Source organism: Sphingomonas sp. Leaf38 (assembly GCF_001421825.1).
GTDB lineage: Bacteria > Pseudomonadota > Alphaproteobacteria > Sphingomonadales > Sphingomonadaceae > Sphingomonas.
Window position 1 is genome coordinate 330,947 of record NZ_LMLD01000010.1, and the last position, 23,358, is coordinate 354,304.

19 protein-coding genes are annotated in these 23,358 nt (G+C 66.7%); 9 read left to right on the plus strand and 10 right to left on the minus strand.

The window, feature by feature from the left end; translation table 11 throughout:
- Positions 1 to 14: 14 nt before the first annotated feature.
- Positions 15 to 740 (minus strand): ComF family protein, encoded by a 726-nt coding sequence (locus ASE88_RS07115; protein ID WP_056477204.1) that lies wholly within the window; start codon positions 738 to 740, stop codon positions 15 to 17.
- Between the two features lie 72 nt (positions 741 to 812).
- Between ASE88_RS07115 and ASE88_RS07120 the strand changes: the two genes are divergently transcribed.
- Positions 813 to 1,664, plus strand: a complete 852-nt coding sequence (locus ASE88_RS07120; protein WP_056477018.1) for a class I SAM-dependent methyltransferase — start codon at positions 813 to 815, stop codon at positions 1,662 to 1,664.
- A 26-nt stretch (positions 1,665 to 1,690) separates the two neighbouring features.
- Here the strand turns inward: ASE88_RS07120 and ASE88_RS07125 are convergent, their stop codons facing one another.
- The 4 genes from ASE88_RS07125 to ASE88_RS07140 all read right to left on the minus strand — a co-directional run bounded on the left by ASE88_RS07125 (position 1,691) and on the right by ASE88_RS07140 (position 7,822).
- Positions 1,691 to 2,083 (minus strand): response regulator, encoded by a 393-nt coding sequence (locus ASE88_RS07125; protein WP_055880418.1) that lies wholly within the window; start codon positions 2,081 to 2,083, stop codon positions 1,691 to 1,693.
- 64 nt (positions 2,084 to 2,147) lie between these two features.
- The gene (locus ASE88_RS07130) at positions 2,148 to 4,538 is read right to left on the minus strand and encodes an ATP-binding protein (RefSeq protein WP_162233405.1); all 2,391 of its coding nucleotides are present in this window, start codon (positions 4,536 to 4,538) and stop codon (positions 2,148 to 2,150) included.
- Positions 4,539 to 4,627: 89 nt separating this feature from the next.
- Complete coding sequence (locus ASE88_RS07135; protein ID WP_082466347.1) at positions 4,628 to 5,986, minus strand: EAL domain-containing protein; 1,359 nt, start codon at positions 5,984 to 5,986, stop codon at positions 4,628 to 4,630.
- 642 nt (positions 5,987 to 6,628) lie between these two features.
- Complete coding sequence (locus tag ASE88_RS07140) at positions 6,629 to 7,822, minus strand: acetyl-CoA C-acyltransferase (protein WP_268795209.1); 1,194 nt, start codon at positions 7,820 to 7,822, stop codon at positions 6,629 to 6,631.
- Positions 7,823 to 7,909: 87 nt separating this feature from the next.
- On the opposite strand from ASE88_RS07140, the gene ASE88_RS07145 reads away from it, so the two are divergent.
- The 6 genes from ASE88_RS07145 to ASE88_RS07170 all read left to right on the plus strand — a co-directional run bounded on the left by ASE88_RS07145 (position 7,910) and on the right by ASE88_RS07170 (position 17,383).
- The gene (locus ASE88_RS07145; protein ID WP_056477026.1) at positions 7,910 to 8,161 is read left to right on the plus strand and encodes a hypothetical protein; all 252 of its coding nucleotides are present in this window, start codon (positions 7,910 to 7,912) and stop codon (positions 8,159 to 8,161) included.
- 28 nt (positions 8,162 to 8,189) lie between these two features.
- The gene (locus ASE88_RS07150; protein WP_056477210.1) at positions 8,190 to 8,909 is read left to right on the plus strand and encodes a prepilin peptidase; all 720 of its coding nucleotides are present in this window, start codon (positions 8,190 to 8,192) and stop codon (positions 8,907 to 8,909) included.
- Entirely contained in the window at positions 8,906 to 9,325 is a 420-nt protein-coding gene (locus ASE88_RS07155) for a hypothetical protein (RefSeq protein WP_055879038.1), read from the plus strand. The genes ASE88_RS07150 and ASE88_RS07155 overlap by 4 nt, the downstream gene beginning before the upstream one ends.
- Positions 9,326 to 9,506: 181 nt before the next feature.
- Positions 9,507 to 11,606: an autotransporter assembly complex protein TamA gene (locus ASE88_RS07160; protein ID WP_235527863.1), complete on the plus strand. Its 2,100-nt coding sequence runs from the start codon at positions 9,507 to 9,509 to the stop codon at positions 11,604 to 11,606.
- A complete protein-coding gene (locus tag ASE88_RS07165; RefSeq protein ID WP_056477032.1) occupies positions 11,606 to 15,838 on the plus strand; it encodes a translocation/assembly module TamB domain-containing protein in 4,233 nt (1,410 codons plus the stop codon). Before ASE88_RS07160 ends, ASE88_RS07165 begins: the two co-directional genes overlap by 1 nt.
- A gap of 69 nt (positions 15,839 to 15,907) precedes the next feature.
- On the plus strand, positions 15,908 to 17,383 hold the full coding sequence (locus ASE88_RS07170) for a flavin-containing monooxygenase (protein WP_056477035.1): 1,476 nt from the start codon (positions 15,908 to 15,910) through the stop codon (positions 17,381 to 17,383).
- A gap of 87 nt (positions 17,384 to 17,470) precedes the next feature.
- Here ASE88_RS07170 and ASE88_RS07175 read toward each other — a convergent pair whose 3' ends face one another.
- The gene (locus ASE88_RS07175) at positions 17,471 to 17,965 is read right to left on the minus strand and encodes an SH3 domain-containing protein (protein ID WP_056477213.1); all 495 of its coding nucleotides are present in this window, start codon (positions 17,963 to 17,965) and stop codon (positions 17,471 to 17,473) included.
- A 110-nt stretch (positions 17,966 to 18,075) separates the two neighbouring features.
- Between ASE88_RS07175 and ASE88_RS07180 the strand changes: the two genes are divergently transcribed.
- Both ASE88_RS07180 and ASE88_RS07185 read left to right on the plus strand, forming a co-directional pair.
- A complete protein-coding gene (locus ASE88_RS07180; RefSeq protein ID WP_056477038.1) occupies positions 18,076 to 19,074 on the plus strand; it encodes a 2-hydroxyacid dehydrogenase in 999 nt (332 codons plus the stop codon).
- An 80-nt stretch (positions 19,075 to 19,154) separates the two neighbouring features.
- On the plus strand, positions 19,155 to 19,346 hold the full coding sequence (locus tag ASE88_RS07185; protein ID WP_055879018.1) for a hypothetical protein: 192 nt from the start codon (positions 19,155 to 19,157) through the stop codon (positions 19,344 to 19,346).
- 80 nt (positions 19,347 to 19,426) lie between these two features.
- Here the strand turns inward: ASE88_RS07185 and ASE88_RS07190 are convergent, their stop codons facing one another.
- The 4 genes from ASE88_RS07190 to ASE88_RS07205 form a co-directional block, all read right to left on the minus strand.
- Entirely contained in the window at positions 19,427 to 19,672 is a 246-nt protein-coding gene (locus tag ASE88_RS07190; RefSeq protein WP_156356971.1) for a hypothetical protein, read from the minus strand.
- Positions 19,673 to 19,835: 163 nt separating this feature from the next.
- Positions 19,836 to 20,474 (minus strand): LysE family translocator, encoded by a 639-nt coding sequence (locus ASE88_RS07195; protein WP_056477041.1) that lies wholly within the window; start codon positions 20,472 to 20,474, stop codon positions 19,836 to 19,838.
- Positions 20,475 to 20,556: 82 nt separating this feature from the next.
- Positions 20,557 to 21,960, minus strand: coding sequence for an NAD(P)H-dependent flavin oxidoreductase (locus ASE88_RS07200; protein WP_055879014.1), 1,404 nt, complete (start codon positions 21,958 to 21,960; stop codon positions 20,557 to 20,559).
- Between the two features lie 68 nt (positions 21,961 to 22,028).
- Complete coding sequence (locus ASE88_RS07205) at positions 22,029 to 23,165, minus strand: glycosyltransferase (RefSeq protein ID WP_056477045.1); 1,137 nt, start codon at positions 23,163 to 23,165, stop codon at positions 22,029 to 22,031.
- Positions 23,166 to 23,358 lie beyond the last annotated feature (193 nt).

Sequence of the window (23,358 nt, forward strand, 5' to 3'; positions counted from 1 at the left end):
TCACCCCACGATTGTCAATCGTCGCGGGTTTCGGACAGCACACGGGCCCAACACAAAATTGTTACGGATCGGGCGCCTGCGCGCATCAGGGCTCGCGTGCACGCTTCGGCCGTCGCCCCACTGGTATAGACGTCGTCGACGAGCACGACCGCCTTGCCCGCAATCCGGCTGGGTGCGGCGATCGCAAAGGCGCCGGCGACCGCTTGTGCGCGCTCGCGCCCGCCGAGACCGCGCAACACGGCCGTCTGGCGCCGTCGTATCAGGACCGTTCGGTCGTGCGGCGTACCCGATAGCTTGGCGAGCGCGTCGCCGATCAGCGCCGCCTGGTTGAACCCGCGCGACCAGATCCGCCAGCGATGCAACGGCACGGGTACCAGCAGGTCGGTCGCCAGCGGGAGCAAGCGGCGCATCCGCAGCGCCATCGTCTCGGCAAAAGCGATCCGCCCGCCATATTTGAGGCGCAGCGCCAGTCCGCGCGCGACCGGACCGTAGGCGACCGCGGCACGAACGCCCGCATGCCGCGGCGGATCGCGTAGACAGGCCGCACACCGCGCGCCCTCGCCGCGATCAAACGCGAACGGCACATTGCATCCCTCACACCATGGTGGCCCGAGAAACCGCAGGCTGCTCCAGCATGTCTCACAAAACCTGTGATCCTCGGCGACCGGCATGCCGCAGCCTGCACAGCGCGCCGGCAGCGCGAAGTCGACGGCGTGACGGAGTACGGTCGGGAGTCTCACATCGGACCTCTTTTCGCCGCTGCGGGTGAGGTGACACTTGTCGGGGAGGACGCTGCGCGGCACAAGCGTCGGGTGTCCGACCAAGCCCCCGAAATCTTCGCCCCGGAAATTTTCGACCGCGGGGCGCGCCGCCGCCGCCGTGATCGCGCCGCGCCGCTGTATCGCGAACATGATTTTCTGCGCGGGACGATGCTCGACGGGATTGCCGAGCGGCTCGACGCGGTGACGCGGTCGTTTACCGACGTCCTCGATCTCGGCTGTTTCGACGCGGCCTTCCCGGCCCCGGCCGGCGCGCGCGTCGCCCGTTGCGATCCGGGATTTGCCTTTTCCGCCGCCGCTGGTGGTGTGCAGGCCGACGAGGACCGGCTGCCGTTCGCCGACGGCAGTTTCGATCTGGTGGTGAGTGCCGGCGTGCTCGACCAGGTCGACGATCTACCGGGTGCGTTGTCGCTGATCCGGCGCGTGCTGCGGCCCGACGGATTGTTCCTCGGCGTGTTCGTCGGCGCAGGCAGCCTGCCCGCGCTCCGTGCCGCGCTCCGCGTTGCCGAAGCCGACCGGCCCGCCGCGCGGCTGCATCCGCAGATCGACGTCCGCTCCGCCGGCGACCTGTTGATGCGGGCAGGATTTGCGCTGCCGGTCGCCGACGTCGAGACGCTCGATGTCGGCTACCGTGACCTTGGTCGACTGCTCGGCGATCTGCGCGGGATGGCGGCGACCAATGCGCTCAAGCAACGCCAGTCGATGACGCGCGCGGTCTTCGGGCGAACGCTGGCAGCATTCGCGGATGCCGCTGACGATCGCGGGCGCACGCACGAGAAATTCCAGATCGTGTTCCTGACCGGCTGGTCGCCCGATCCGTCGCAGCCCAAGCCGGCGCGCCGCGGCAGCGCAACCGCCTCGCTGACCGACGCGCTCAAGCGGTAGGACCGCTTGGTCAACGCCAGACCAGCCTAGCCGATCATCCCTTCGCCCGCGGCATCGCGGGCGAGGATACGGCCCATCGCGTCGAACAGCGCATCCATCGCCACCGGCTTGAAGATGACGTCGTCGGCGCCTGCGGCCAGGCAGCGTTCGCGCAGATCGGGGGCGATATCCGCGGTAACGACGATGATCGGCACGCGTCCCTTCGCATCGCGGCGCGCGCGGATATGTTCGATCGCGGTCACGCCGTCCATGCCGGGCATCCGCAGATCGACCAGGATCATCGCGAAGTCCTGCTCCTCGATGATGCCCAGACCCCGCTCGGCGCTTTCAGCCTCGATCATCGTGACGCCGGCGACGTCGAGCATATCCTTGACGACGCGTCGATTCATCCGATCGTCCTCGATAAAGAGGACCTTCACCACCGCCCCATCGATAGAGGGACATATGCGAGAAATGCTGCCGACATGATCCTACACCTACGCGCTATGCCGCGTCCGACACAAGGACGGGATGCGGCGCGTTTCGCGGCATCGGTTCGCCGTAGATCGCCTGGATCAGCGCTGCGCCACTGACCGGTTTCGCCACCACGCGGGTGATGCCGGTGGCGAGCAATTCGTCGCGTTCCTGCACTGCCGCTACCGGCCACAACAGGGTCGTTTCGGTACGGGCGATCCCCGCCGCGTCGACGATGCGGACTAGGCCGGCATGCGCATCCCCGTCGACACGGATCGTCGCGTCGTCGATCAGGACCTGCGCGACGTTGCCCTCACGCAGCAACAGGATTGCCTCGTCGACCGAGCCGGCAAACGCGACCGTGCCGGCATGTGGCGCTAGCAAGGCTTTGAACATGCTCCGCGTGATCGGATTGCGATCGACGACCAGCGTGATCGCGCTCGCCGTGCCTGGCGGATGTGCGGTGACGATGAGCGGCGTGGCGCGGACGAACGGCAGAGTAAGCGTGAAGGTCGCCCCCTGTCCTTCGACGCTGGCAACGGTGACATCGCCGCCCATTGCCCGCGCCAGATTGCGGCAGATCGCCAACCCCAGCCCGGTCCCGCCGAATTGACGCGTCGTGCCGGCATCCGCCTGCGCGAAGGATTCGAAGATCTGTTCGAACTTGTCGGCGGCGATGCCGATTCCGGAATCGGTCACCGCGACCCGAAGCCGTTCGTCATCGCCGACGTCGATCGCGAGCGTGACCCGGCCCTGCTTGGTGAACTTCAGTGCGTTGGCCAGCAGGTTGAACACGATCTGGCGGATCCGCGCCGCGTCGCCGACGATCATCGCGGGGCAGCCGGTCAGATCGACGCCGAACGTCAGCCCCTTGTCGCGTGCCTGCTCCTCCCACAACCGGGTCGCATCCTTCACCGTCGCGCAGAGATCGAACGGAACCGCCTCGATCGTCAGATTGCCGGTTTCCATCTTTGCTACGTCGAGAATGTCGTCGACCAGCGCGCGCATCGTCAGCCCCGCACCATGGACGACGCCGACCCGGTCGCGCAGCAGCGGCGCGAGGTGCGTATCGGCCAGCATCACCTGGGTCATGCCGAGGATGCCGTTGAGCGGCGTACGGATCTCATGACTGGTGGTCGCCAGGAATTCGGTCTTCGCCGCCAGCGCCTTGCCGAGCGCGCTGTTGGTGAGGGCGAGGTCGTCGTTGGCCGCGCGCACCTGATCGCGGCTGCGGCGGATCGTGACCAGCCCGATCCCGAGCAACGCGATGACGATCGCGACCGCGCCGGCGACCCCGAGGAAGACATAGCGCTGGGTCAGTGCGCGTGCCCGCTCGAACGCGATACTGCGCCGCAGTTCGTCGGCCTTGAGTTGGCTGATCTTCAATTCCTGGTTCGCGAAATTGAACCGCGCCGCCATCAGCGCCGTCTTGGTGCTCGTCGCCAGCTTGGTCGCATCGTCATCAATCCGCTTCAGCGCCTGAAGATGCACCAGCGCGGACTTCGGATCGTTCGCGGCACGAAAGACATCATAGGCGGTCTGGTGGATGTCCCGCTGCGAGATGCTCGTGCCCTTCGGCCCGAGTTCGGCCAGTGCGGTCGTGATCAGCGCTACAGCGCGCGATACCTGCCCTCGCTGCAACGCCAACTGTGCCGATATTGCGATGATCCCGGCCTTCGACCCCGATGTTTCACGGTCGGCGGTCAGCCACATGCCAGCCTGGATGGCGCGGTCAGCATCGGACAGATTCCCAGCCAGTAGCTGCAGCAGCGCGATATTGGCATAGACCTGCGCCATCAAAGGCGCGCTTTTGAGGCTTTTCGCCAGCAGCAACGCCGTGTTGAACTCGACGAGCGCCTGCTTGTAGTTTTTCAACTCGCTGAACGCAGTTGCCCGATTGTTATGGATCGATATCGAAAGACTTGGCTCGGTACCGTATATCTCGATTGCCTGATCATAATATTTCAACGCGGTGGTTTGATCCATCGCCTCTGTATACAACCACGCTATGAAGATCAGCGCCATCGCCTGTCCGCGGCGGTCGCCGATCCGGCGATATCGGATGAATGCTGATTGATAATCGGCCAATGCTGCGCCGGCGCGGCCCTGACCGCTATCTGCCCCTCCGCGCGACAACAAGATGTCGGCGTGCAGTTTCGAGTGTGGCGCAAGCATTACCACCGCACGCAGCGCGGTGCCGATCAGGACACTGGCCTTTTGGGGATTGCCGGTGCGCACATACGCCTCGCCCTGTAACCATTGCGCCGTGGCGATCGATATCCCCCGCACCGCGGGATCAGCGATCGACCTTGCCACCTGCTCTGCGCCGACCGCCTTGGCACGCGCCGAAACGGGGTCGATCAGCATCGTCGCCTTGGCATCGCCAATCGTCTGATCGAACCCGCTGATGGTCGGCGCCACGGGACGCTGGGCTAGGCATGACTGGGCCCAGCCAAGTCCGATGAGCATGGCACAAGCGGTCACCACGCGCATGCGCGCGACCGCGTAGATCAACCGCGTTTCCATACCGTCGCAAGCCGGTTGAACGGCGCCCGGGCATCGGCTGCGATCGCAAGGTGCTTCTCGTCCGCCAGGAAGTGGATCAGTGCATCGAGGTTGATCGGCCGGCTGATCAGGAAGCCCTGGATCATGTCGCACCCCATCACCGACAACAAGGCCATCGCCGCCTGCGTCTCGACGCCTTCGGCAACCACCTCCATCTCGAGCGCATGCGCCAGATCGATCGTCGAGCGCACGATGAGCGGGTCGCGGTTCGAGCTTGTGAGTTGCGTGACGAACAGCTTGTCGATCTTCAGTTCACGCGCGGGCAACTGCTTCAGATAGGCGAGCGAGGACAGGCCGGCACCATAATCGTCGATCGCAATGACGATGCCGATGTCCGCGAAGACATTCAGGTTCGCGATCGCGCTTTCCGGATCACGGATCACCGACGTCTCGGTAATTTCGAACCCCAGACGCGCGCCACTCGTCTGCACCAGCGCGCAGACTTTCCGAACGAACCGCGTGTCGGCAAGCAAGACCCCGGCGATATTGATGAAGATCCTCAGGTCATGACCATGCTCGAGAAGAGTTTTCTGGTCGCGAATCGATCGCTCGATCGTCCATAGGGTCAGCGCGACGATATCGCGCGATTCCTCCGCGATCGGGATGAAATCGCTGGGCAGGACCAGACCGCGCGTCCCATGCTTCCAACGGACCAGCGCCTCGACGCTGGTAATCTCCTGCCGCCGGAGATGGACCTTCGGCTGGTATTGAAGGAACAACTCCTCGGTCTCGATCGCGATCGTCAAGTCGCGCGCCAGTTGCGCGCGATCGACCGATGCTGCGCCGAGGACGACGTCACGCGCGACCGCGACACGTTCGCTCCGAGCATCGATCAGCGCGCGCTCGGCTTCCTCGATCAGATGCACTTCGTCGCGCTCGCCGATCGCTCCCGCCGCGGCAGCGCCGAACTGGACGTGGATCCCGTGCCACTCGCCATCGATATCGAACGGCAGATCGAACGCCGCTTCCAGCGCAGTGATCGCAACGTCGAGCGCCAGCCGCGCCTCGCTTTCGAAGGCGATCTCGACCACGTCTCGCCCGGCGACGATGACCCGTGCGTCGGGCAGCACGGCACTGACGCGCGCCGCGACATCGATGATCAGCATGTCCGCGCGACACCGACCCAGATGCCGCCGCAGGACACTAAAATTTTCGATCTCCGCGAGGATCAGGAACTGCCAACCGATCGCGCACCGCAGATGTGGGCCGACCCGGACCAGATCGGCCTGGACGGCGGAAACGGCTGGTTTGGCAGCAACCTGGGAGACGCTGCGGCTGCTGTGCGAGTGCGAGAACTCTCTCATGGGTCCGGGATATCTGCAACGCATAAACATAGTCTTAAGTACAGCGGCGACGACTCGTCGCAGAACATGGTTAACAATTCACAAAAATTATTGTTTAACGTTTTGTTATACACTATGCCGATCTTGCACCCGCTAGGGTGTCAATAAGGGAGCATAAACATGCTGAAGCTGATCCTCGCGTTGATCTACACGCCCATTCGCCCCTGGTGAATGACGACGTCGGCTCGATCGACACTGCTTGGCCACCAACGGGCGGGCATGTTGGTCGGGCCGACACTTCGATTCGCTCACTAGGGAATCGATAATGGCGCGCAGTTCCCAACAGTTGGCGCTCGGCACTGCGGCAATTCTGTAACGTCATTGTAATGTTGATTCTGGAGCGCGTGTCGCCGAGCCCAACGCTCATGGCGCAGCCAGTCTAGGCGCTGATCAGGCGTTTTTTGACGGTTTCAATGTAAAATCGGAGTGCGCGGCACGCGTGGCGCCCGGATGCGTCGGTCGCGTCAATCTCGAGTAGCGTCTCACCGGTAGCCGAACCGCAATGCACAAGAAATACGCCTCACTCGCTCAGTGCGCGAGACGGATGTCAGGCGGGGTCCACACGATGTCAGACCCCTGCCCTCTGTCAGATGAGGGTAACGCTTAGCGCATCAGCTCCACCGCCATCGCGGTCGCCTCGCCACCGCCGATGCACAGCGAGGCCAGCCCGCGCGTCTGGCCGGTCGTCTCCAATGCCGACAGCAGCGTCGCGAGGATCCGCGCGCCGCTCGCACCGATCGGATGGCCCAGCGCGCACGCCCCGCCGTGGATGTTCACCTTGTCGTGCGGCAGGCCAAGGTCACGCATCGCGATCATCGCAACCACCGCAAACGCCTCGTTGACCTCGAACAGATCGACATCCGCCGCGGACCAGCCAGCCTTCTCCATCGCCTTTCGCATCGCGAACACCGGCGCGGTCGTGAACAGTGCCGGCGCATGGGCATGCGCGGCGTGCGCCACGACCCGCGCGATCGGCGTGATGCCCAGCCGCTCGGCGACGCTCGCGCGCGTCATCACCAGCGCGGCCGCGCCGTCGGAGATCGACGACGCATTGGCGGCAGTGATCGTGCCATCCTTCGAAAAGGCAGGCTTGAGCGTCGGGATCTTGGCGACGTCGCCCTTCGCCGGCTGTTCGTCGAGCGCGACCGTCGTTATCCCCTTGCGGCCGGCAATCTCGACCGGGACGATCTCGCGATCGAATGCGCCCGATGTCTGCGCGCGCTGAGCCCGGTGCAGCGATTCGATCGCGTAATCATCCATCTGCGCGCGCGTGAATTGATACTCGTGCGCGGTATCCTCGGCGAAATTGCCCATCAGCTTGCCGGGTTCGTACGCATCCTCGAGCCCGTCGAGATACATGTGATCATACATCCGGTCATGGCCGATCCGCGCGCCGCCGCGGTGGCTCTTCGACAGATACGGCGCGTTGGTCATGCTCTCCATGCCGCCCGCGACGAGCAGGTCGACCGACCCCGCCGCCAGCGCATCGGCCGCCAGGATCGCGGCCTGCATCCCCGATCCGCACATCTTGTTGACCGTCGTCGCCTCGACATGGTCGCCAAGCCCGGCGTTGATCGCCGCCTGCCGCGCGGGCGCCTGGCCGAGCCCGGCGGGCAGCACGCAGCCCATGTAGATCCGCTCGATGCCCGCCGCCGACACGCCCGACCGACCGACCGCACCGCGGACCGCATCGGCGCCAAGCTGCGTCGCGGTCGCGCCCGCGAGCGCCCCCTGGAACGATCCCATCGGCGTACGCGCGTAGGACAGGATGACGACAGGATCTCGATCGACGGCCACTTTGCTCTCCACTTAGTCTTATGCCCAATATCTGGGGTTGATCCGCGGCAATACAAAGCGACGCGGGATGCGCCTAGACCCGCCGGCATGGAAACACTCATCACGACGCTCAAATGGTGTGCCGCAGCGTCGGGGGTGATCGCCGCGTTCATGGTATCGCTCGATTTCGGGCGCCGCGTGACCGGGTGGGGGTTCGTGCTGTTCGTCGGCTCGTCGATCACCTGGCTGAGCGGTGCGGCCTTGACCGGCGACTGGGCGCTCGGCACGCAGAATATCGTGTTGTTCGGAATCAACCTCCTCGGCGTGTATCGCTATCTGGTGCGCAAGACGGGTGTATGAGACCCCAATCTGGCCGCTGCTGCTGGGCATGCTCGGCGCGATCCTCGGCAGCTTCGTCGCTGCGCTGGTGACGCGCTGGCCGGACGGGCGATCGGTGATGGCCGGCCGTTCGGCGTGCGATGGCTGCGGGCGGACGCTCCGCGCGATCGAACTTGTGCCGCTGCTGAGTGCGCTTGTCCTTCGCGGACGGTGCCGCGGCTGCGGCGGCGCCATCAGCCCGGTGCACTGGCGGATCGAGCTGGCCGGAGTCGCGATCGGCGTGGCCGCGGGACTCGTCGCGCCCGGGCTGGTCGGCGTGGCCGGCGCGGTGTTCGGCTGGCTGTTGCTGGCGCTGGCGAGCCTAGATCTCGTCGCGTTCTGGCTGCCCGACCGGCTGACCCTCCTGCTCGCCGGTACCGGCGTTCTGAGCGGGGCGGTCGGGATCGATCCACCGATCGTCGCGCGGGCGATCGGCGGCATCGCCGGGTTCGGCACGCTGTGGCTGATCGCGTTCGGCTATCGGCGTCTGCGCGGGCGCGACGGGATGGGCGGCGGCGATCCCAAGCTGTTCGGAGCGATCGGGCTGTGGCTCGGTTGGGCGATGTTGCCAGCGGTCCTGCTGATCGCCAGCATGATCGGACTCGGCGTCGTGCTCGCGGCACACCTCAAGGGACGCAGCATGGCGGCGGACACCGCGCTTCCGTTCGGCGCGTTGCTGGCATTGGCGGCTTATCCCGCATGGCTCTTCATGATAGGCCTGACGCCATGATATCGCTCGCCCTTCTCCTCGCGCTACAGGCTGCGGCCAACCCAGGTCCCGGCCCGCTCGGCGCGATCGGCAAGCAGCAGCTCCCCGCAAAGGGGTGCGCTGCCTATCTGTGGAGCATGGACGCCGCGCGCCAGCTCGTCGCGATGGCCACCGCCGACCCCGCGCAGATCCGTCTGGCGATCGACGGCAAGACCACCGACTACGCGATGGCGACGCAATCGCCCGCCATCGGTTTCGGCTTCGGCGGCGTCACCCAATATCGCGGCGGCGACGTCACCGCGACGCTCGACATGGCGGTTTCGGTGCGCGCGGATATCTCGGCAGGCGCGACCGTGACGTCCGCGACGTTACGGATCGATCGCCCGGGACGCGACACCGTCGTCATGCCGGTCGGTGGCCTGGTCGGCTGCGTCTGACTCAATTTTCGTGAAACCAAGCCGTCCTCCGTGCGTTACGTGGACGAAGATGGGGGTGAATCGTACACGATCGCTGCCTTTAAAAGGGAATCGTGTGACAGCTTCGAACAGCCGCCATCATTGGCTCGCTCTTGCGTTGGTAGCGGCTAATACGGGTTTCGCGGGCGTTTGTTCCGCGCAATTGGCAAAGCCCGGCACCGCCCCTGCAAAGGGTCCGGATGCGCCGAAGCCCAGCGATCAACCGCAATCGGCCGATCCGCGGTCCGACGCGCCGATCGTCCCCGACGCCGAGTTCGACAGCGCACTGCCGCCGCTGAGCAACGACCTGAACGCGCCGCTCGAACCGATGTCCGCAGCCCCCCCCGTCGTCGCAACCCCCGCGACCGCGACGACGTCTGCAACCACGGTGTCGGGCGACGTCCTGCCACCGACCGGCCCCGCCGACCCACAACTCGCGCAATCGCTGATCCCGCTGTCGAGCTTCGACACGACCCCGCTCCAGACCGCGGCGGACATCAAGGACAAGGACGCGCCCGAGATCCGGTACGAGACCGCGACCAAGGGGCTCGACACGGCAGGCTCCGGGCTTGAGGCCGAATACAAGGCGCTGTCCGCGCTTGCCGAGGGCAAGGGCAAGGCGGCGAACGCCACGCAGGTCGCAGCGCGCGGCCGTGAGGACGAGGCGCTGGCGGTGCGCTTGCTGAAGTCGCTCGGCTATTATGACGCCACCGCGATCTCGACCATCGAGACGATCCCCGACGCCGACAAGACCAAGCCCGCGCGGCTCAAAGCGACCGTCAGCGCGCAGCCCGGGCGGCTCTATTCGCTGTCGTCGATCACCGTGCAGGCGAACGCGACGACGCCCCCCGATCTGGTCCGCCAGCAATTGCCGCTCAAGGTCGGCGATCCGATCGAGGCCGCGCGGATCCAGGGTGCGGAGGCGAATGTCAGCCTGACGCTGCCACAACAGGGCTATCCCTTCGTCAAGGTCGGCGAGCGCGACATCCTGCTCGACGACCAGACTCCGACGGGGGCATACACGCTGCCGGTCGATACGGGGCCCCGCGCGTCGTTCGGTCAGCTTCGCACCGAAGGCGATCCGGTGTTCAACCTGGAGCATCTCGGCCTCTTCCCGCGGTTCAAGTCGGGCGGACTCTACGACAACCGGATGACCGACGACCTGCGCGACGCGCTGGTCGCGACGTCGCAATTCTCGACCGTATCGGTCGAGCCGGTCCGCACCGGCACGGTCAACCCCGACGGTACCGAGCAGGTCGACCTGCTGGTCCGCCAGAGCGCGGGCAAGCCCCGCTCGCTCGGCGGCAATGTCGGCTATTCGACCGGCCAGGGGTTCCGCGCCGAGGGCACGTGGCAGCACCGCAACCTGTTCCCCTATGAAGGCGCGGTCATCGCGTCGGTCATTGCCGGCACGCAGGAACAAGGCCTGTCGGGCACGTTCCGCCGCGCGAACGCCGGCCGTCGCGACAAGACGTTCAGCCTGACCGCGGGCGCGAACCATTCGAATTACGACGCCTATGACGCGTTCACGACCAGCGTCGGCGTTCGCTGGAGCTACGATTCGACGCCGATCTGGCAGAAGCCGCTCACCTATTACTATGGCGGCGAACTCGTCGGCACGAACGAAAGCGTCTACGACTTCACGCAAGGCAAGGACGTTCGCCGGACCTACGGCATCGTCGCACTGCCGGGCCAGGTACGGTTCGATCGCTCGGACAGCCTGCTCAATCCGACCAAGGGCTATCGCCTGACGCTGAACCTCAGCCCCGAAACATCGGTGCAGGGGTCGGTAAAGCCGTACATCCGGACGATGATCGAGGGGACGTTCTACTACCCCGTCTCGAGCAGCATCGTCATCGCCGGGCGCGCCAAGGCCGGCTCGATCCAGGGCGTCGACCGCGACGACCTGGCACCGTCGCGGCGCTATTACGGCGGCGGCGGCGGATCGGTGCGCGGCTATGGCTATCAGCGGCTCGGGCCGTTCGATCCCAACGGCAACCCGGTCGGCGGGCGGTCGCTCAACGAATTCGCGCTCGAAGCGCGCTACCGGTTCGGCGATTTCGGCATCGTGCCGTTCATCGATGCGGGTAACAGCTATGAGAGCAGCACACCGAACCTGTCGTCCCTGCGCTATGGCGCGGGTATCGGCGGGCGCTTCTACACCAGCTTCGGCCCGATGCGTTTCGATGTCGCGACGCCGCTGAACCCACGCAAGGGCGACGGCAAGATCGCGCTCTACATCTCGATCGGGCAGGCATTCTGATGGCCGAAAACGGCACCCCTGCGGTCGAGCAGACCGTCATCGTCGAGCGTCGCCCGTTGTGGCAGCGTGTCCTGAAATGGCTGGCGATCCTGGTCCTCGGCCTGGTCGCGCTCGTCCTGATCGTGCTGTTCGGCATCAATACCGATCCGGGCCGGCGGCTCGTCGCGGATCAGATCGGCGGCTACACCACCGCGTCGGGGCTGAACATCAAGGTCGGCCGGATCGACGGCTCGATCTACGGCGCGATGACCCTCAGCGACGTCCGGGTGTCGGACCCCAAGGGCGTGTTCCTGACCAGCCCGAAGCTCGCCGTCGACTGGCGCCCGTTCGCGTTCGCCAAGAACCATGTCGACGTGCGCTCGCTGACGACCCCGCTCGTCACGCTGCAGCGCCGCCCGGTGCTCAACGCGACCCCGACCGATCCGAACGCGCCGTTGCTCCCCGATCTCGACATCGACGTGGACCGTCTGGTGATCGACCGCTTCGTGATCGCCAAGCCCGTGACGGGCCAGACGCACATCGTGAAGATCGATGGCGCCGTCCACATCGCCGATCGCCGCGCGCAACTGACGACCAACGCGGCCGCGCTCACCGGCCCCGGCATCGCCGGCGGCGATCGCCTCGTGCTCAAGCTCGACGCGGTGCCCGACCAGAACAAGTTCGACGTCAACGTGAAGCTGACCGCGCCGGTCGGCGGCGTGGTCGCGACGATGGGATCGTTCAAGGCGCCACTGACCGCGACCGTCGATGGACGCGGCAGCTGGGCCGCGTGGCAGGGCCGCGCGGTCGCGACGCTCGGCGGCGGGCAGCTCGCCAACCTCGCACTGACCTCGAAGAACGGCCATATCGAAGTCCGCGGTTCGACGCGTCCCGGCTTGTATCTCGAGGGGCCGGTCGAGCGGCTGACCGCGCCACAGCTCGACGTCGCGATCGACACCACGCTCAACGACCGCAAGGCCGACACGCGGATGACGCTGAAGTCGGACGCGCTCGCGGTCGACGCGGGCGGCCTGATCGATCTCGCCAACAGCCGGTTCGGCAATTTCGCGGTGAACGCCAAGCTGCTCACCCCCGGCGCGATCCTCCCCAACCTGCGCGGTCGTGACGTCACGGCGCGCGTCGTCCTCGACGGTGCGTTCGCGAAGCCGACGGTCGATTACAAGGTTCGCGCCGCGACGATCGCGTTCGGCGACGTGGGCGTCGAGAATCTCTATGCCGAGGGTCTCGCCCGGGTGAACTCGGACCGCATCCTGGTGCCGGTCAAGGCGCGCGCACGCCGCGTGACCGGGCTGAATGCCGCGGTCGGCGGCCTCGCCACCAACGTCGCGATCGACGGCGACTTCGCGATTTCGGGCGTCAACGTCCTGTCCGACAATCTCAAGATCCGCTCGGACAAGATCGACGCGACCGCAGTCGTCGTCGCGAACATGGCGACCGGGCGCTACACCGGCGCACTCAAGGGGCGGATCAACAATTACCGCGTCGACGGGATCGGCATCGTCAACCTGACGACCGACGCCAAGCTGGTGCCGGGGCCGAACGGCGGCTTTGGGATCACCGGCCGGGTCGTCGCGCAGACCGCGCAGATCTTCAACGAAGGCGCGCGCAGCTTCCTCGGCGGCAACGCGATCGTCCGCTCGGACATCGGCTACAGCCCCGAAGGCATCGTCACCTTCCGCAACCTGCGGATGAACGCGCCGCAGTTCCGCGTCACGCGCGGCGAAGGCCGGTTCGATCCGGCGACCGGCGCGGTGCTGGTGAATGCCGATGCCTATTCGACCGTCTACGGCCCGTTATCCGCGCGCGTGACAGGCAGCGCCACCGCCCCTGTCGTCGTGCTGCGCGCACCGCGGCCGGGCGTCGGCGTCGGGCTCGTCAACCTCAACGCCCGCATCGTCGGCCGCGGCGGCGCCTATGCCGTCACCGCGAGCGGCGGCACCAATTACGGCCCGTTCACCGCCGACGTGCTCGTCACGCCGGGGACGCAGCTCGCGGTCGACGTGCGCCGCGTGGTGTTCGCGGGGATCGTCGGCAGCGGGCGAATCGTCCAGACCGCCGCAGGTCCGTTCGCCGGCGCGCTCCAGTTCGCGGGCCAGGGACTGTCGGGCAATGTCCGTCTCGCCAACCAGCGCGGCTATCAGCGTGCCGACGTCGCCGCGCGCGCTAACGGCGCCAGGATCCCCGGGATGGTCGATTTCACGATCGGCCGCGCGATCATCAACGCGACCGCGGTCCTGACGCCGACGCCGCAGATCGTCGCCGACGCACAGGTCGCCGACATGCGCTACGGCGCGATCGTCCTGTCGGCCGCGCGCGCCAAGGTGAACTATGTCGGCGGCAACGGCACCGCGCAGGCGTTGCTCACAGGCTCGAACGGCGTCCCCTTCCGCCTTGCGGTCAACGCCAAGCTCAGCCCTAACAACTACCTCGTCGCGGCACAGGGCCAGGCCAACGGCATCGACTTCCGCACCGTCAATCCGGCGCGCATCCAGGCAATGAAGGGCGAATACCGCCTGTCGCCGACCCGGATCGACTTCGGTGGCGCAGGCGGCGGCTCGGCGCGTCTCGCGGGCGTTTACGGCCGCGGCACGACCGCGCAGGTCCGGCTTGATCGCCTCGACCTGTCGACGCTGTCCGCGCTCGTCCCCAATCTCGGGATCGGCGGCAAGGCGACCGGTAGCCTCGACTTCACGCAGGCGAATTCGGCCGCGTTGCCGAACGCCGACGCGCGCATGACCGTCACCAACTTCACCCGCTCGGGCCTCGCCGCGGTCTCCGACCCCGTCGACATCGTGTTCGCAGGGACGCTCGGCGGCGAAGGCGGCACCGGCCGTGCGCTGGTCCGTCGCGGGACGTCGGTGATCGGCCGGATGGTCGCGAACCTGCGCCCGCTCCCGGCTGGTACCGGCTCGTGGAGCACGCGCCTGATGGCCGCGCCGCTGTCGGGCGGGATCCGCTATAACGGCCCGTCCGCGGTGCTGTTCAGCTTCGCCGCGATCCCGAACCAGCAATTGTCGGGGCCGATCGCGGTCGCCGCCGACTTCTCCGGGCGCCTTCAGGCACCGCAGCTCAACGGCGTCGTCCGTGCCGACAACCTGACCTACGACAACGAGACCTATGGGACTCGCCTGTCGCAGATGCGGATCGCCGGCCGGTTCTCGAACACCGACCTGCAACTCACCCAGCTCAGCGCGAAGGCCGGCGACGGCACCGTGCAGGCGCAGGGCTCGATCGGGTTCGCGGCCGACAGCGGCTTCCCGATCGATCTGCGCGCGACGCTGAACAATGCGCAGCTCGCCAAGAGCGATGCGATCAGCGCCACCACGACGGGCACGATCCACCTGACCAACGGGCGTGACGGCGGGCTTATCCAGGGCGATCTGCGGATCCCCGAGGCGCGCTACCAGATCATCCGCCAGGGTCAGGCCGAAGTGCCCGAACTGACCGGCGTCCGCCGCAAGAGCGACATCCGCACCCCGGTCTCGACCGACCGGTCGCAGGTGCCCGCGGTCGGCAAGTTCAAGCTCGACCTGCGCGTGCGTGCGCCGAACCAGCTGTTCGTATCGGGCATGGGCCTCGAATCCGAATGGGAGATGGATATGCGGATCGGCGGCACGTCCGCCGCGCCGATCATCACCGGCGGGATGGATATCGTCCGCGGCACCTATTCCTTCTCGGGCAAACGGTTCGAAGTGACCAAGGGGCAGATTCGCTTCCGCGGCGGTGCGCTGACCGATCCGGACATCAACATCGTGGCGAGCACGACGACCAGCGACATCACCGTGACGATCAACGTCACGGGCACTGGCCAGCGTCCCCAGATCGCGTTCACCTCGACGCCGACACTGCCGCAGGACGAGGTGCTCAGCCGCCTGTTGTTCGGGGCCAGCCCGACCAACCTGTCGGCGACCGAGGCGATCCAGCTGGCCTCCGCGCTGAATTCGCTGCGCGGGTCGGGCGGGGGTGGGCTCAACCCGCTCGGCAAGCTGCGCTCGGCGACCGGGTTCGATCGCCTCCGCGTCCTCGGCGCCGACGAGGCGACCGGGCGTGGCACCAGCCTCGCGGCGGGCAAGTACATCACGAAGAACATCTATGTGGAGATCGTGACCGACGCGAAGGGCTATACGTCGACCCAGCTCGAGATCGCGCTGACCAAGGCGCTCAGCCTGTTATCGGCGGCGGGATCGAGCGGCGGGCAAAGCGCCAGCGTCAAATATACGAAGGACTATTGAGTAAAGATCACAACAGGATAGGTTCGGTTATGAAACCTAAGGCGTAACGCCGGGGCGAGAGGATGCAGCATGACCGAGCATGTCGACGTGATCGTTGTGGGCGCCGGGATTTCCGGGATCGGGACGGGCTACCATCTCCAGACCCGCTGTCCCGACCGCAGCTACATGATCCTCGAGGGGCGCGCGGCGATGGGCGGGACGTGGGACCTGTTCCGCTACCCCGGCATCCGCTCCGACTCGGACATGCACACGCTGGGCTTCGCCTTCCACCCCTGGACCGCGGCCAAGTCGATCGCCGACGGCCCCTCGATCCGTTCCTATGTGGAGGAAACTGCCCGGGAATACGGGATCGACCGCAAGATCCGCTATGGCCATCACGTCAAGTCGGCGGCGTGGTCGACCGAGGATGCGCGGTGGACGGTCGAGGCGACGGGCCCCGATGGCGCGCCGGTGACGCTCACCTGCAATTTCCTGTCGATGTGCGCGGGCTATTATAATTACGCCAAGGCCTATTCGCCCGAGTTCGAGGGGGCGGAGAGCTTCGCCGGGCAGATCGTCCACCCGCAATTCTGGCCCGAGGATCTCGATTACAGCGGCAAGCGAGTCGTCGTGATCGGCAGCGGCGCGACCGCGGTGACCTTGGTGCCGACGATGGCGCAAACCGCAGCGCATGTGACGATGCTCCAGCGCTCGCCGACCTACATCGTCGCGCGCCCCGGCGAGGATGGCGTCGCGAACTGGCTGCGGGGGAAGCTGCCGGCCAAGGCGGCGTATGGCATCACGCGGTGGAAGAACGTGCTGATGGGAATGGTGTTCTTCCGCCTTGCGCGCAAACGGCCGGCCAAGGTGAAGGAACGGATGATCGGCATGGTCCGCGATCATCTCGGTCCCGACTACGACGTCGCGACGCATTTCACGCCGCGCTACAATCCCTGGGACCAGCGCGTCTGCCTCGTGCCCGACGGCGACCTGTTCACCGCGATCAACGCGGGCAAGGCCTCGATCGTCACCGACACGATCGCGCGGATCACGCCCGAGGGCATCCGCCTCGATTCGGGCAACGACTTGCCCGCCGACGTCATCGTCACCGCCACTGGGCTCGAACTGCAGTTGATGAGCGGCGTCGCGTTCAGCCTCGACGGGCAACCGATCGAGCTCGCCGGGCGGCTCCAGTATAAGGGAATGATGTTCGACGGCATCCCGAACCTGTCCTCGACCTTCGGCTATACCAACGCGTCCTGGACGCTCAAGGCGGACCTGACCGCGGTCTATGTCTGCCGCCTGCTCAACACGATGACCAAGCGCGGGCTTCGCCAGGCGACGCCGCACAATGACGACCCGACGATGAAGAGCGAGGCGTTCCTCGATTTCTCGTCGGGCTATGTCCAGCGCGCCGCCGCCGCGCTCCCCGCACAGGGCGAACGCAAGCCGTGGAAGCTCAACCAGAATTACGCGCTGGATCTGATGGCGTTGAAGTTCGGCTCGGTCGACGACGCGATGCGCTTCTCGAACCCTGCCCCGGCGAAGGTGCGATTGCCCGCCTAAGCGAGCAGGGGTGCGATTGCCCGCCTAAGCGAGCAGCGGTGCGATTGCCAGCCTAGGCGAGCAGGGTACGACGGCCCGCCTAGGCGGTCAGGGCAGCGTCTCGCCCGCCTCGACGCCCCACAGCGCGCCGATGTCGACAAAGCCCGCCTGCCCCTTCACGTCGAACCGGCACCAGCCATTGGCGCACTGTGCCAGCCGCCCGACCACGCCGGGCGCCGCGCGGTACAGCACGCGGCCCGACGTGGCGGGCTTGTCGCGCAGTTCGACCGGGGTGGCCCCACGGACGATCGCGGTGCGCGTGCCGCTCAGCAGATTGGCCTGCATCCAGCCCTCGGTCCCGTCGGGATCGGCGACCTTGCGCCATTCCTTGAAGATCGCGACGACCTTGATCGGCAGGTCCTGTCGCTGATACAGCCAGCTCGCCGGATAGGTCCGCGCCGGCCCCGTACGCATCCGCGCGCGCGACGCCGTAATAGAGGCGTAATAGGGGACGGCCCGCTTCGTCGCGTCGGCGGCAGCCGCCGGCTCGGACACCAGCGCGGTAAGGACAACGGCGGAAAGCGTTGCGGCGAGAATGCGCATGGTCATGTCCTAACTGGCGAGCCGCCGTCCTATCGCGATGAATCGCTTTCCTCAACCGAAGTTAGAGTCTCGATGTTGACGACCGCACGGGCCTTCGCCAAGCCGTCACCATGACCGACACACGCCGCTGTCCGAACCCCAAGGTCGTCGTCACGCGCGAGCTTGCGGATACGCTGATGGACCGGATGGAGGCGCTGTTCGATACGCGTAACAACCGCGCCGACGCGAAGCTCAGCCGGGCAGATCTCGCGGCCGCGATGGCCGACTGCGACGTGCTCGTCCCCACCGTCACCGACGACATCGACGCAGAGCTGATCGCGGGCGCGGGCAACCGGCTCAAGCTGATCGCCAACTACGGCGCGGGCGTGAACCATATCGACCTGAAGGCGGCACGCGCGCGCGGGATCATCGTCACCAACACGCCGGGCGTCCTCACCGAAGATACCGCAGACATGACGATGGCGCTGATCCTGTCGGTCCCACGGCGGCTCGCGGAGGGCGAGAAGCTGGTGCGCTCGGGCCAGTGGAAGGGCTGGAGCCCGGGCGGCATGCTCGGCCACCGGATCGGCGGCAAGGCGCTCGGAATCGTCGGGATGGGACGGATCGGCCAGGCGGTCGCGCTCCGGGCGCGCGCGTTCGGGCTCACCATCCATTACCATAATCGCCAGCGGCTTCCCGCGGTGCGCGAGTCACAACTGGCCGCGACGTTCCACGACTCGCTCGACGCGATGCTCGCCGCGGTCGACATCGTGACGATCCACACCCCGCTCAATCGCGACAGCCGCAACCTGATCGACGCACGCCGGATCGCGCTGATGCGGCCGCACGTCTATCTCATCAACGCGGCGCGCGGCGGGATCGTCGACGAGGCGGCGCTGGTCGAGGCGCTCGAGGCCGGCCGCCTCGCCGGCGCCGGCCTGGACGTCTGGGCGCACGAACCCGCGATCGACCCGCGCCTGCTCGCGCTCCCCAACGTCGTGATGCTGCCGCACATGGGTTCCGCCACGCTCGAAGGCCGGATGGCGTCGGGCGAGCGGGTCATCCAGAACATCCGCATGTGGGCGGACGGCCATCGCCCGCCGGATCAGGTACTCGACGGCTGGATCTGAGCGATCCGCAGCACGATGTCGGAACCGTTACCGCGATGCAGCATTTGTTGGATACCCCCGGAGAGACAGGAGTATCTAAGATGAAGAAGTTTGCCGTTTCCGCCCTGCTGCTCGCGTCCGCCGTCTCGATGAGCGCATGCTCGACGCTCAAGGGCGCAGGCATCGGCGCAGCGGGTGGCGCAGGTGTCGCTGCCGCAACGGGCGGCAGTGTCGAGAAGGGCGCAGCCGTTGGCGGCGCAGGGGGTGCCGTCGTCGGCACCGTGGCCGACTGACCTGGCCCAGACCCCGGGCAGCGTGTCGAACGCGCCCGGGGCCTATCCTCTCCACAACAGAGGGGATATCAGCGACCGTCTCAGACTGCCCGCATCCAGTGCGTCCGCGCGACGTTCCCCGTCAGCACCTTCGACCCGAACGCCTTGATGATCCTGGCGGCGTCGGCGCTGTTCATCAGCACGACACGCGTGCCCCCCGACGGCAGGCTCTCGATCGCGCTGATGATTGCATTGTGCTTCTTGCACATCGCCACGACCTGCGGCTGTTCGACGCTGACGTTCACCGCGCGCGAGATCGGTACGACCGTGTCCACCTCGGTCGTCACGAAATGCGTCCTGTAGTCACGATGGAAGAAGAGATCGTCATGCGGCATTCCCGGCTCGGAGCGGGAGCGCAAAGCATCTCTCAGTCGCAGCCTGCCCGTATGAAGCGCCGCGATGTGCCGGGTATGCGCGCTATCGCCCCGATCGGCAATGGCGACCGGCGCGTTACGGCCGCACCCGCAACAACGCGAGCCCGAAACCGACGAAGATCGCCCCCGTCAGCCGGTCGAACGCACGCCGCATCGCCGGGCGGGTCAGATACCGCGCGAGCGTCCGCCCACCCGCCGCATACACGCCGTACCAGAAGCTTTCGACCACCGCGAAAGTGGCGACGAGGATCGCGAACTGCGGTCCCTGCGGTGCGGCCCGATCGACGAATTGCGGGAGAAACGCCGCCGCGAACAGCAACAGCTTCGGGTTGCTGATCCCGATCACGAACCCGCCGCGATACAGCCGCCCCGCCGACGCGGCCGGCATGCGCGTGACCGGCGACGTATCGTCCCCGACGTCGATCGGCGATCCCGCCCCGCGCCAGGCCTTGATCCCGAGGAAGATCAGATAGGCGACACCGGCATAGCGCAGCGCGTCGAACACGCGCGGCCAGGCCGCCAGCAACGCCGACACCCCCGCCGCCGACGCCGCCAGCACGAGCACCAGCGCGGTCAGGCACCCCGCCATCGCGGCGATGCTGCGTCGCGCACCGAACGCAATGCTGCGCGTCATGACGTGCAGCATGTTGGGCCCCGGCGTCCCGCACAGCAGGAACACCGCACCCAGGAACAGCCACCAGGCGTGTAGCGTCATCCTTGCCCCCTGCCCTCAAGATCCGCGGTCACCGACCGGCATGGCGACCCCGGGCGCGCCGGGGTTGCCATTGTCAGCAGCGTCAGTCGCCCGTGAGGATCCGGTCCACGAGCTGCCCGACGCTGGGCACGAACCCGTTCGAATAGAACGGATCCTTCTTGAAGTTGTACGCGGCGTGGCCGGCGAACATCAGGTTCTGGTCGATATCGCCACCATGCGCGATGTCCTGCAACGTCTTCTGGATGCAGAAGCTGCGCGGATCGGCGAGGCGTCCGGTCGAGTTGGTCTCGGTATCCGCCCAGCTCGAGAACGAGCATTGCGACAGGCAGCCCATGCAATCGGCCTGGTCCTTGCGGATCATGCCCTTCTCGTTCGGGCTGACGAACACCAACGTGTTGTCGGGCGTCTTGAGCGCATCGGTAAAGCCCTCGCCGAACCACTGGCGCGCGCGCAGCAGGTCGTTGCGCGTGACCCAGAAATTCTTGCCCTTCACGCCCACGTCGAGCTGGAAGATATGGTCGCCCGCCTCCTGCGTCGAGAAGGCGATCTGGCGTTCCGAGCGCGCCTCGAGGCTGCGCAGGAACGGGTTGCGCACCGCGGACGAATAGAAGCCGGTCGGCGAGAATTTGTGCAGCAGCACGTCGCCTTCCTCGATCTGCGTCAGCGCGTTCTTCCAGTCCGCGGGGATCGGGCTTTCGCGAGTCAGCAAGGGCCGCGTGCCGAACTGGAACGCGATCGTGCCGAGCTCGGGATTGTCGATCCAGTCGTTCCAGTCGCGCAGATACCAGACGCCGCCCGCCATCACGATCGGCACGTCGTCGCTGATGCCGCCTTCGCGCATCACGTCGCGCAGTTCCTTGACGCGCGGATAGGGATCTTGCGGCTTCAAGGGGTCCTCGGCGTTCGACAGACCGTTATGCCCGCCCGCGAGCCACGGATCCTCGTACACCACCGCGGCCAGCCACTCGGCCGCCTTCGAATAGGCGCGCTTCCACAGCGCGCGGAACGCCCGGCCCGAACTGACGATCGGCAAATAGCTGACGCCGTAGGACGCGGTGATCTCGCTCAGCTTGTAGGGCATGCCCGCGCCGCAGGTGACGCCGGCCACCTTGCCGCGCGTGCGTTCCAGCACACCGTGCAGGATTCGCTGCGCGCCGCCCATTTCCCACAGCACGTTGATGTTGATCGCGCCCTTGCCGTCGGCGATCTCGTACGCGCGCTCGACCTGCTGGACCGCGCCCTCGATCGCGTACTGGACGAGTTCCTCGTGCCGGTCGCGCCGCGTGAGCGCAGCATAGACCTGCGGGATGATCTTGCCTTCGGGATCATAGCTGTCGGCGTTGACCGCCGACACCGTGCCGATGCCGCCGGCCGCAGCCCAGGCGCCGGCCGACGCGTGGTTGGTCGCAGCGACACCCTTGCCGCCCTCAACCAGAGGCCAGACTTCCCGACCGTTATAGACGATAGGCTTCAGGCCCTTGAACACGACGTCACCTCTCCCGGAAAATACGGCCCCCTATATCGCAAGGACGCAGGGCGCGAGCAAATTAAGACCTAGGTCAGCGCCCCGGCTCGTCCGAGTGCGCTCTCATACAGGCTGCGATAGCGCGCGATCATCGTTGCTTCGTCGAATTCCGCGCATGCCTTGGCTTGGTTCGCAAGCCCGACCGAGGCGCGCAGCGCCGGATCCGCCACCAGCGCCTGCAGCGCGTCGCGCAGCCGCACCTCGTTGGCGATATCGGTCACGAACGGCAGATTCTCGGGCGAAACCATCCGCTTTATGTCGCCGACCGGATAGCTCGCGATCGGCAGGCCCGCGGCCATCGCCTCGACCACCGAGATCGGAAACTGCTCGCTGCGCGACGACACCGCGAGCATGTCGAAATGGCCGATATAGCGATAGGGCCGATCGAGGAATCCGGGCACCACCAGCTTGTCCGCCATCCCCATCGCCGCCGCCGCCTGCAGGATGTTGGCGCGTTCGGGCCCCTCGCCGACGATCACCAACCGCACCCGCCCCGAGACGCCACCCACCGCACGCACCAGCGCGGTGAGGTCCTTGACCTCGCGCAGGCCCGCCAGCGCACCGATCACGACCTCCTTGGCGTTCGGCACGAAGCCGGGGATCGCCTTGGGCTCGGGCTTCTGCGCGTAATAGGCGGTGCCGATCCCGTTGATGATCCGGTGGACGCGCGCGCGCGGCTGCTTCCAGGTGTGCAGCGCGATGGCCTCGAGCGCCTCCGACGGCACCGCCAGCGCATGCGCGGCGCCCAGCGCGAGCCGCCGATAGATGTTGCGCTCGATCTTGAGCCCGCCCGCCTCGTCCGCGTTGAACCCGTCCTCATGATGGACGAGCGGCGGCGCCCCCTTGCTGAACGCGCGGCGCGCCATCGCCCCGTCGATCGCGCCCCAATTATAGGTGAGCACGAGGTCGAACCGGCGCATGTACTGCGCGATCGCCTCGTAGCGCTTGACCGAGGGCTTGCCGGTCAGCGGCGGCGGGTTTTGCGCGATCTCGTAGCGGATGCCCTTGGCGATCGAATCGCGCGCATCCAGCGCATCGGGCACGCCCGAGACGATCGTGTGTTTCGCCCGGTCGCCGAACGCATTCATCAACCGGACCGCCCGCGCCTCCTTGCCGCCCAGGCTGAACGAGGAGTGGAGATGCAGGATGTTCACGGGTGCGGGCATGTCGCCTCATTAACCGCCTGTGCCGCGTTCGTCATGATCAAGATTTATCACCCAACAGCATGTCCATCGCCAGCCATTGCTCCGATTCGGAGCAGGTCCAAACACGCTAACGCTCCCGCAATGATAGGCTCACGATCGCGTTCCGATGAACTGCGCTCGGCGATGAAGCCCGGTCTTTCTCGGAGCGATAAGG

Excerpts from the sequence above, each read along its gene's own strand:
- ASE88_RS07135 (WP_082466347.1), bottom strand. The coding sequence starts at position 5,986 with ATGAGAGAGTTCTCGCACTCGCACAGCAGCCGCAGCGTCTCCCAGGTT.
- ASE88_RS07205 (WP_056477045.1), bottom strand. The coding sequence starts at position 23,165 with ATGCCCGCACCCGTGAACATCCTGCATCTCCACTCCTCGTTCAGCCTG.
- ASE88_RS07145 (WP_056477026.1), top strand. The coding sequence starts at position 7,910 with ATGGAAACACTCATCACGACGCTCAAATGGTGTGCCGCAGCGTCGGGG.
- ASE88_RS07170 (WP_056477035.1), top strand. The coding sequence starts at position 15,908 with ATGACCGAGCATGTCGACGTGATCGTTGTGGGCGCCGGGATTTCCGGG.
- ASE88_RS07180 (WP_056477038.1), top strand. The coding sequence starts at position 18,076 with ATGACCGACACACGCCGCTGTCCGAACCCCAAGGTCGTCGTCACGCGC.
- ASE88_RS07150 (WP_056477210.1), top strand. The coding sequence starts at position 8,190 with ATGCTCGGCGCGATCCTCGGCAGCTTCGTCGCTGCGCTGGTGACGCGC.
- ASE88_RS07155 (WP_055879038.1), top strand. The coding sequence starts at position 8,906 with ATGATATCGCTCGCCCTTCTCCTCGCGCTACAGGCTGCGGCCAACCCA.
- ASE88_RS07165 (WP_056477032.1), top strand. The coding sequence starts at position 11,606 with ATGGCCGAAAACGGCACCCCTGCGGTCGAGCAGACCGTCATCGTCGAG.
- ASE88_RS07185 (WP_055879018.1), top strand. The coding sequence starts at position 19,155 with ATGAAGAAGTTTGCCGTTTCCGCCCTGCTGCTCGCGTCCGCCGTCTCG.
- ASE88_RS07175 (WP_056477213.1), bottom strand. The coding sequence starts at position 17,965 with ATGCGCATTCTCGCCGCAACGCTTTCCGCCGTTGTCCTTACCGCGCTG.
- ASE88_RS07195 (WP_056477041.1), bottom strand. The coding sequence starts at position 20,474 with ATGACGCTACACGCCTGGTGGCTGTTCCTGGGTGCGGTGTTCCTGCTG.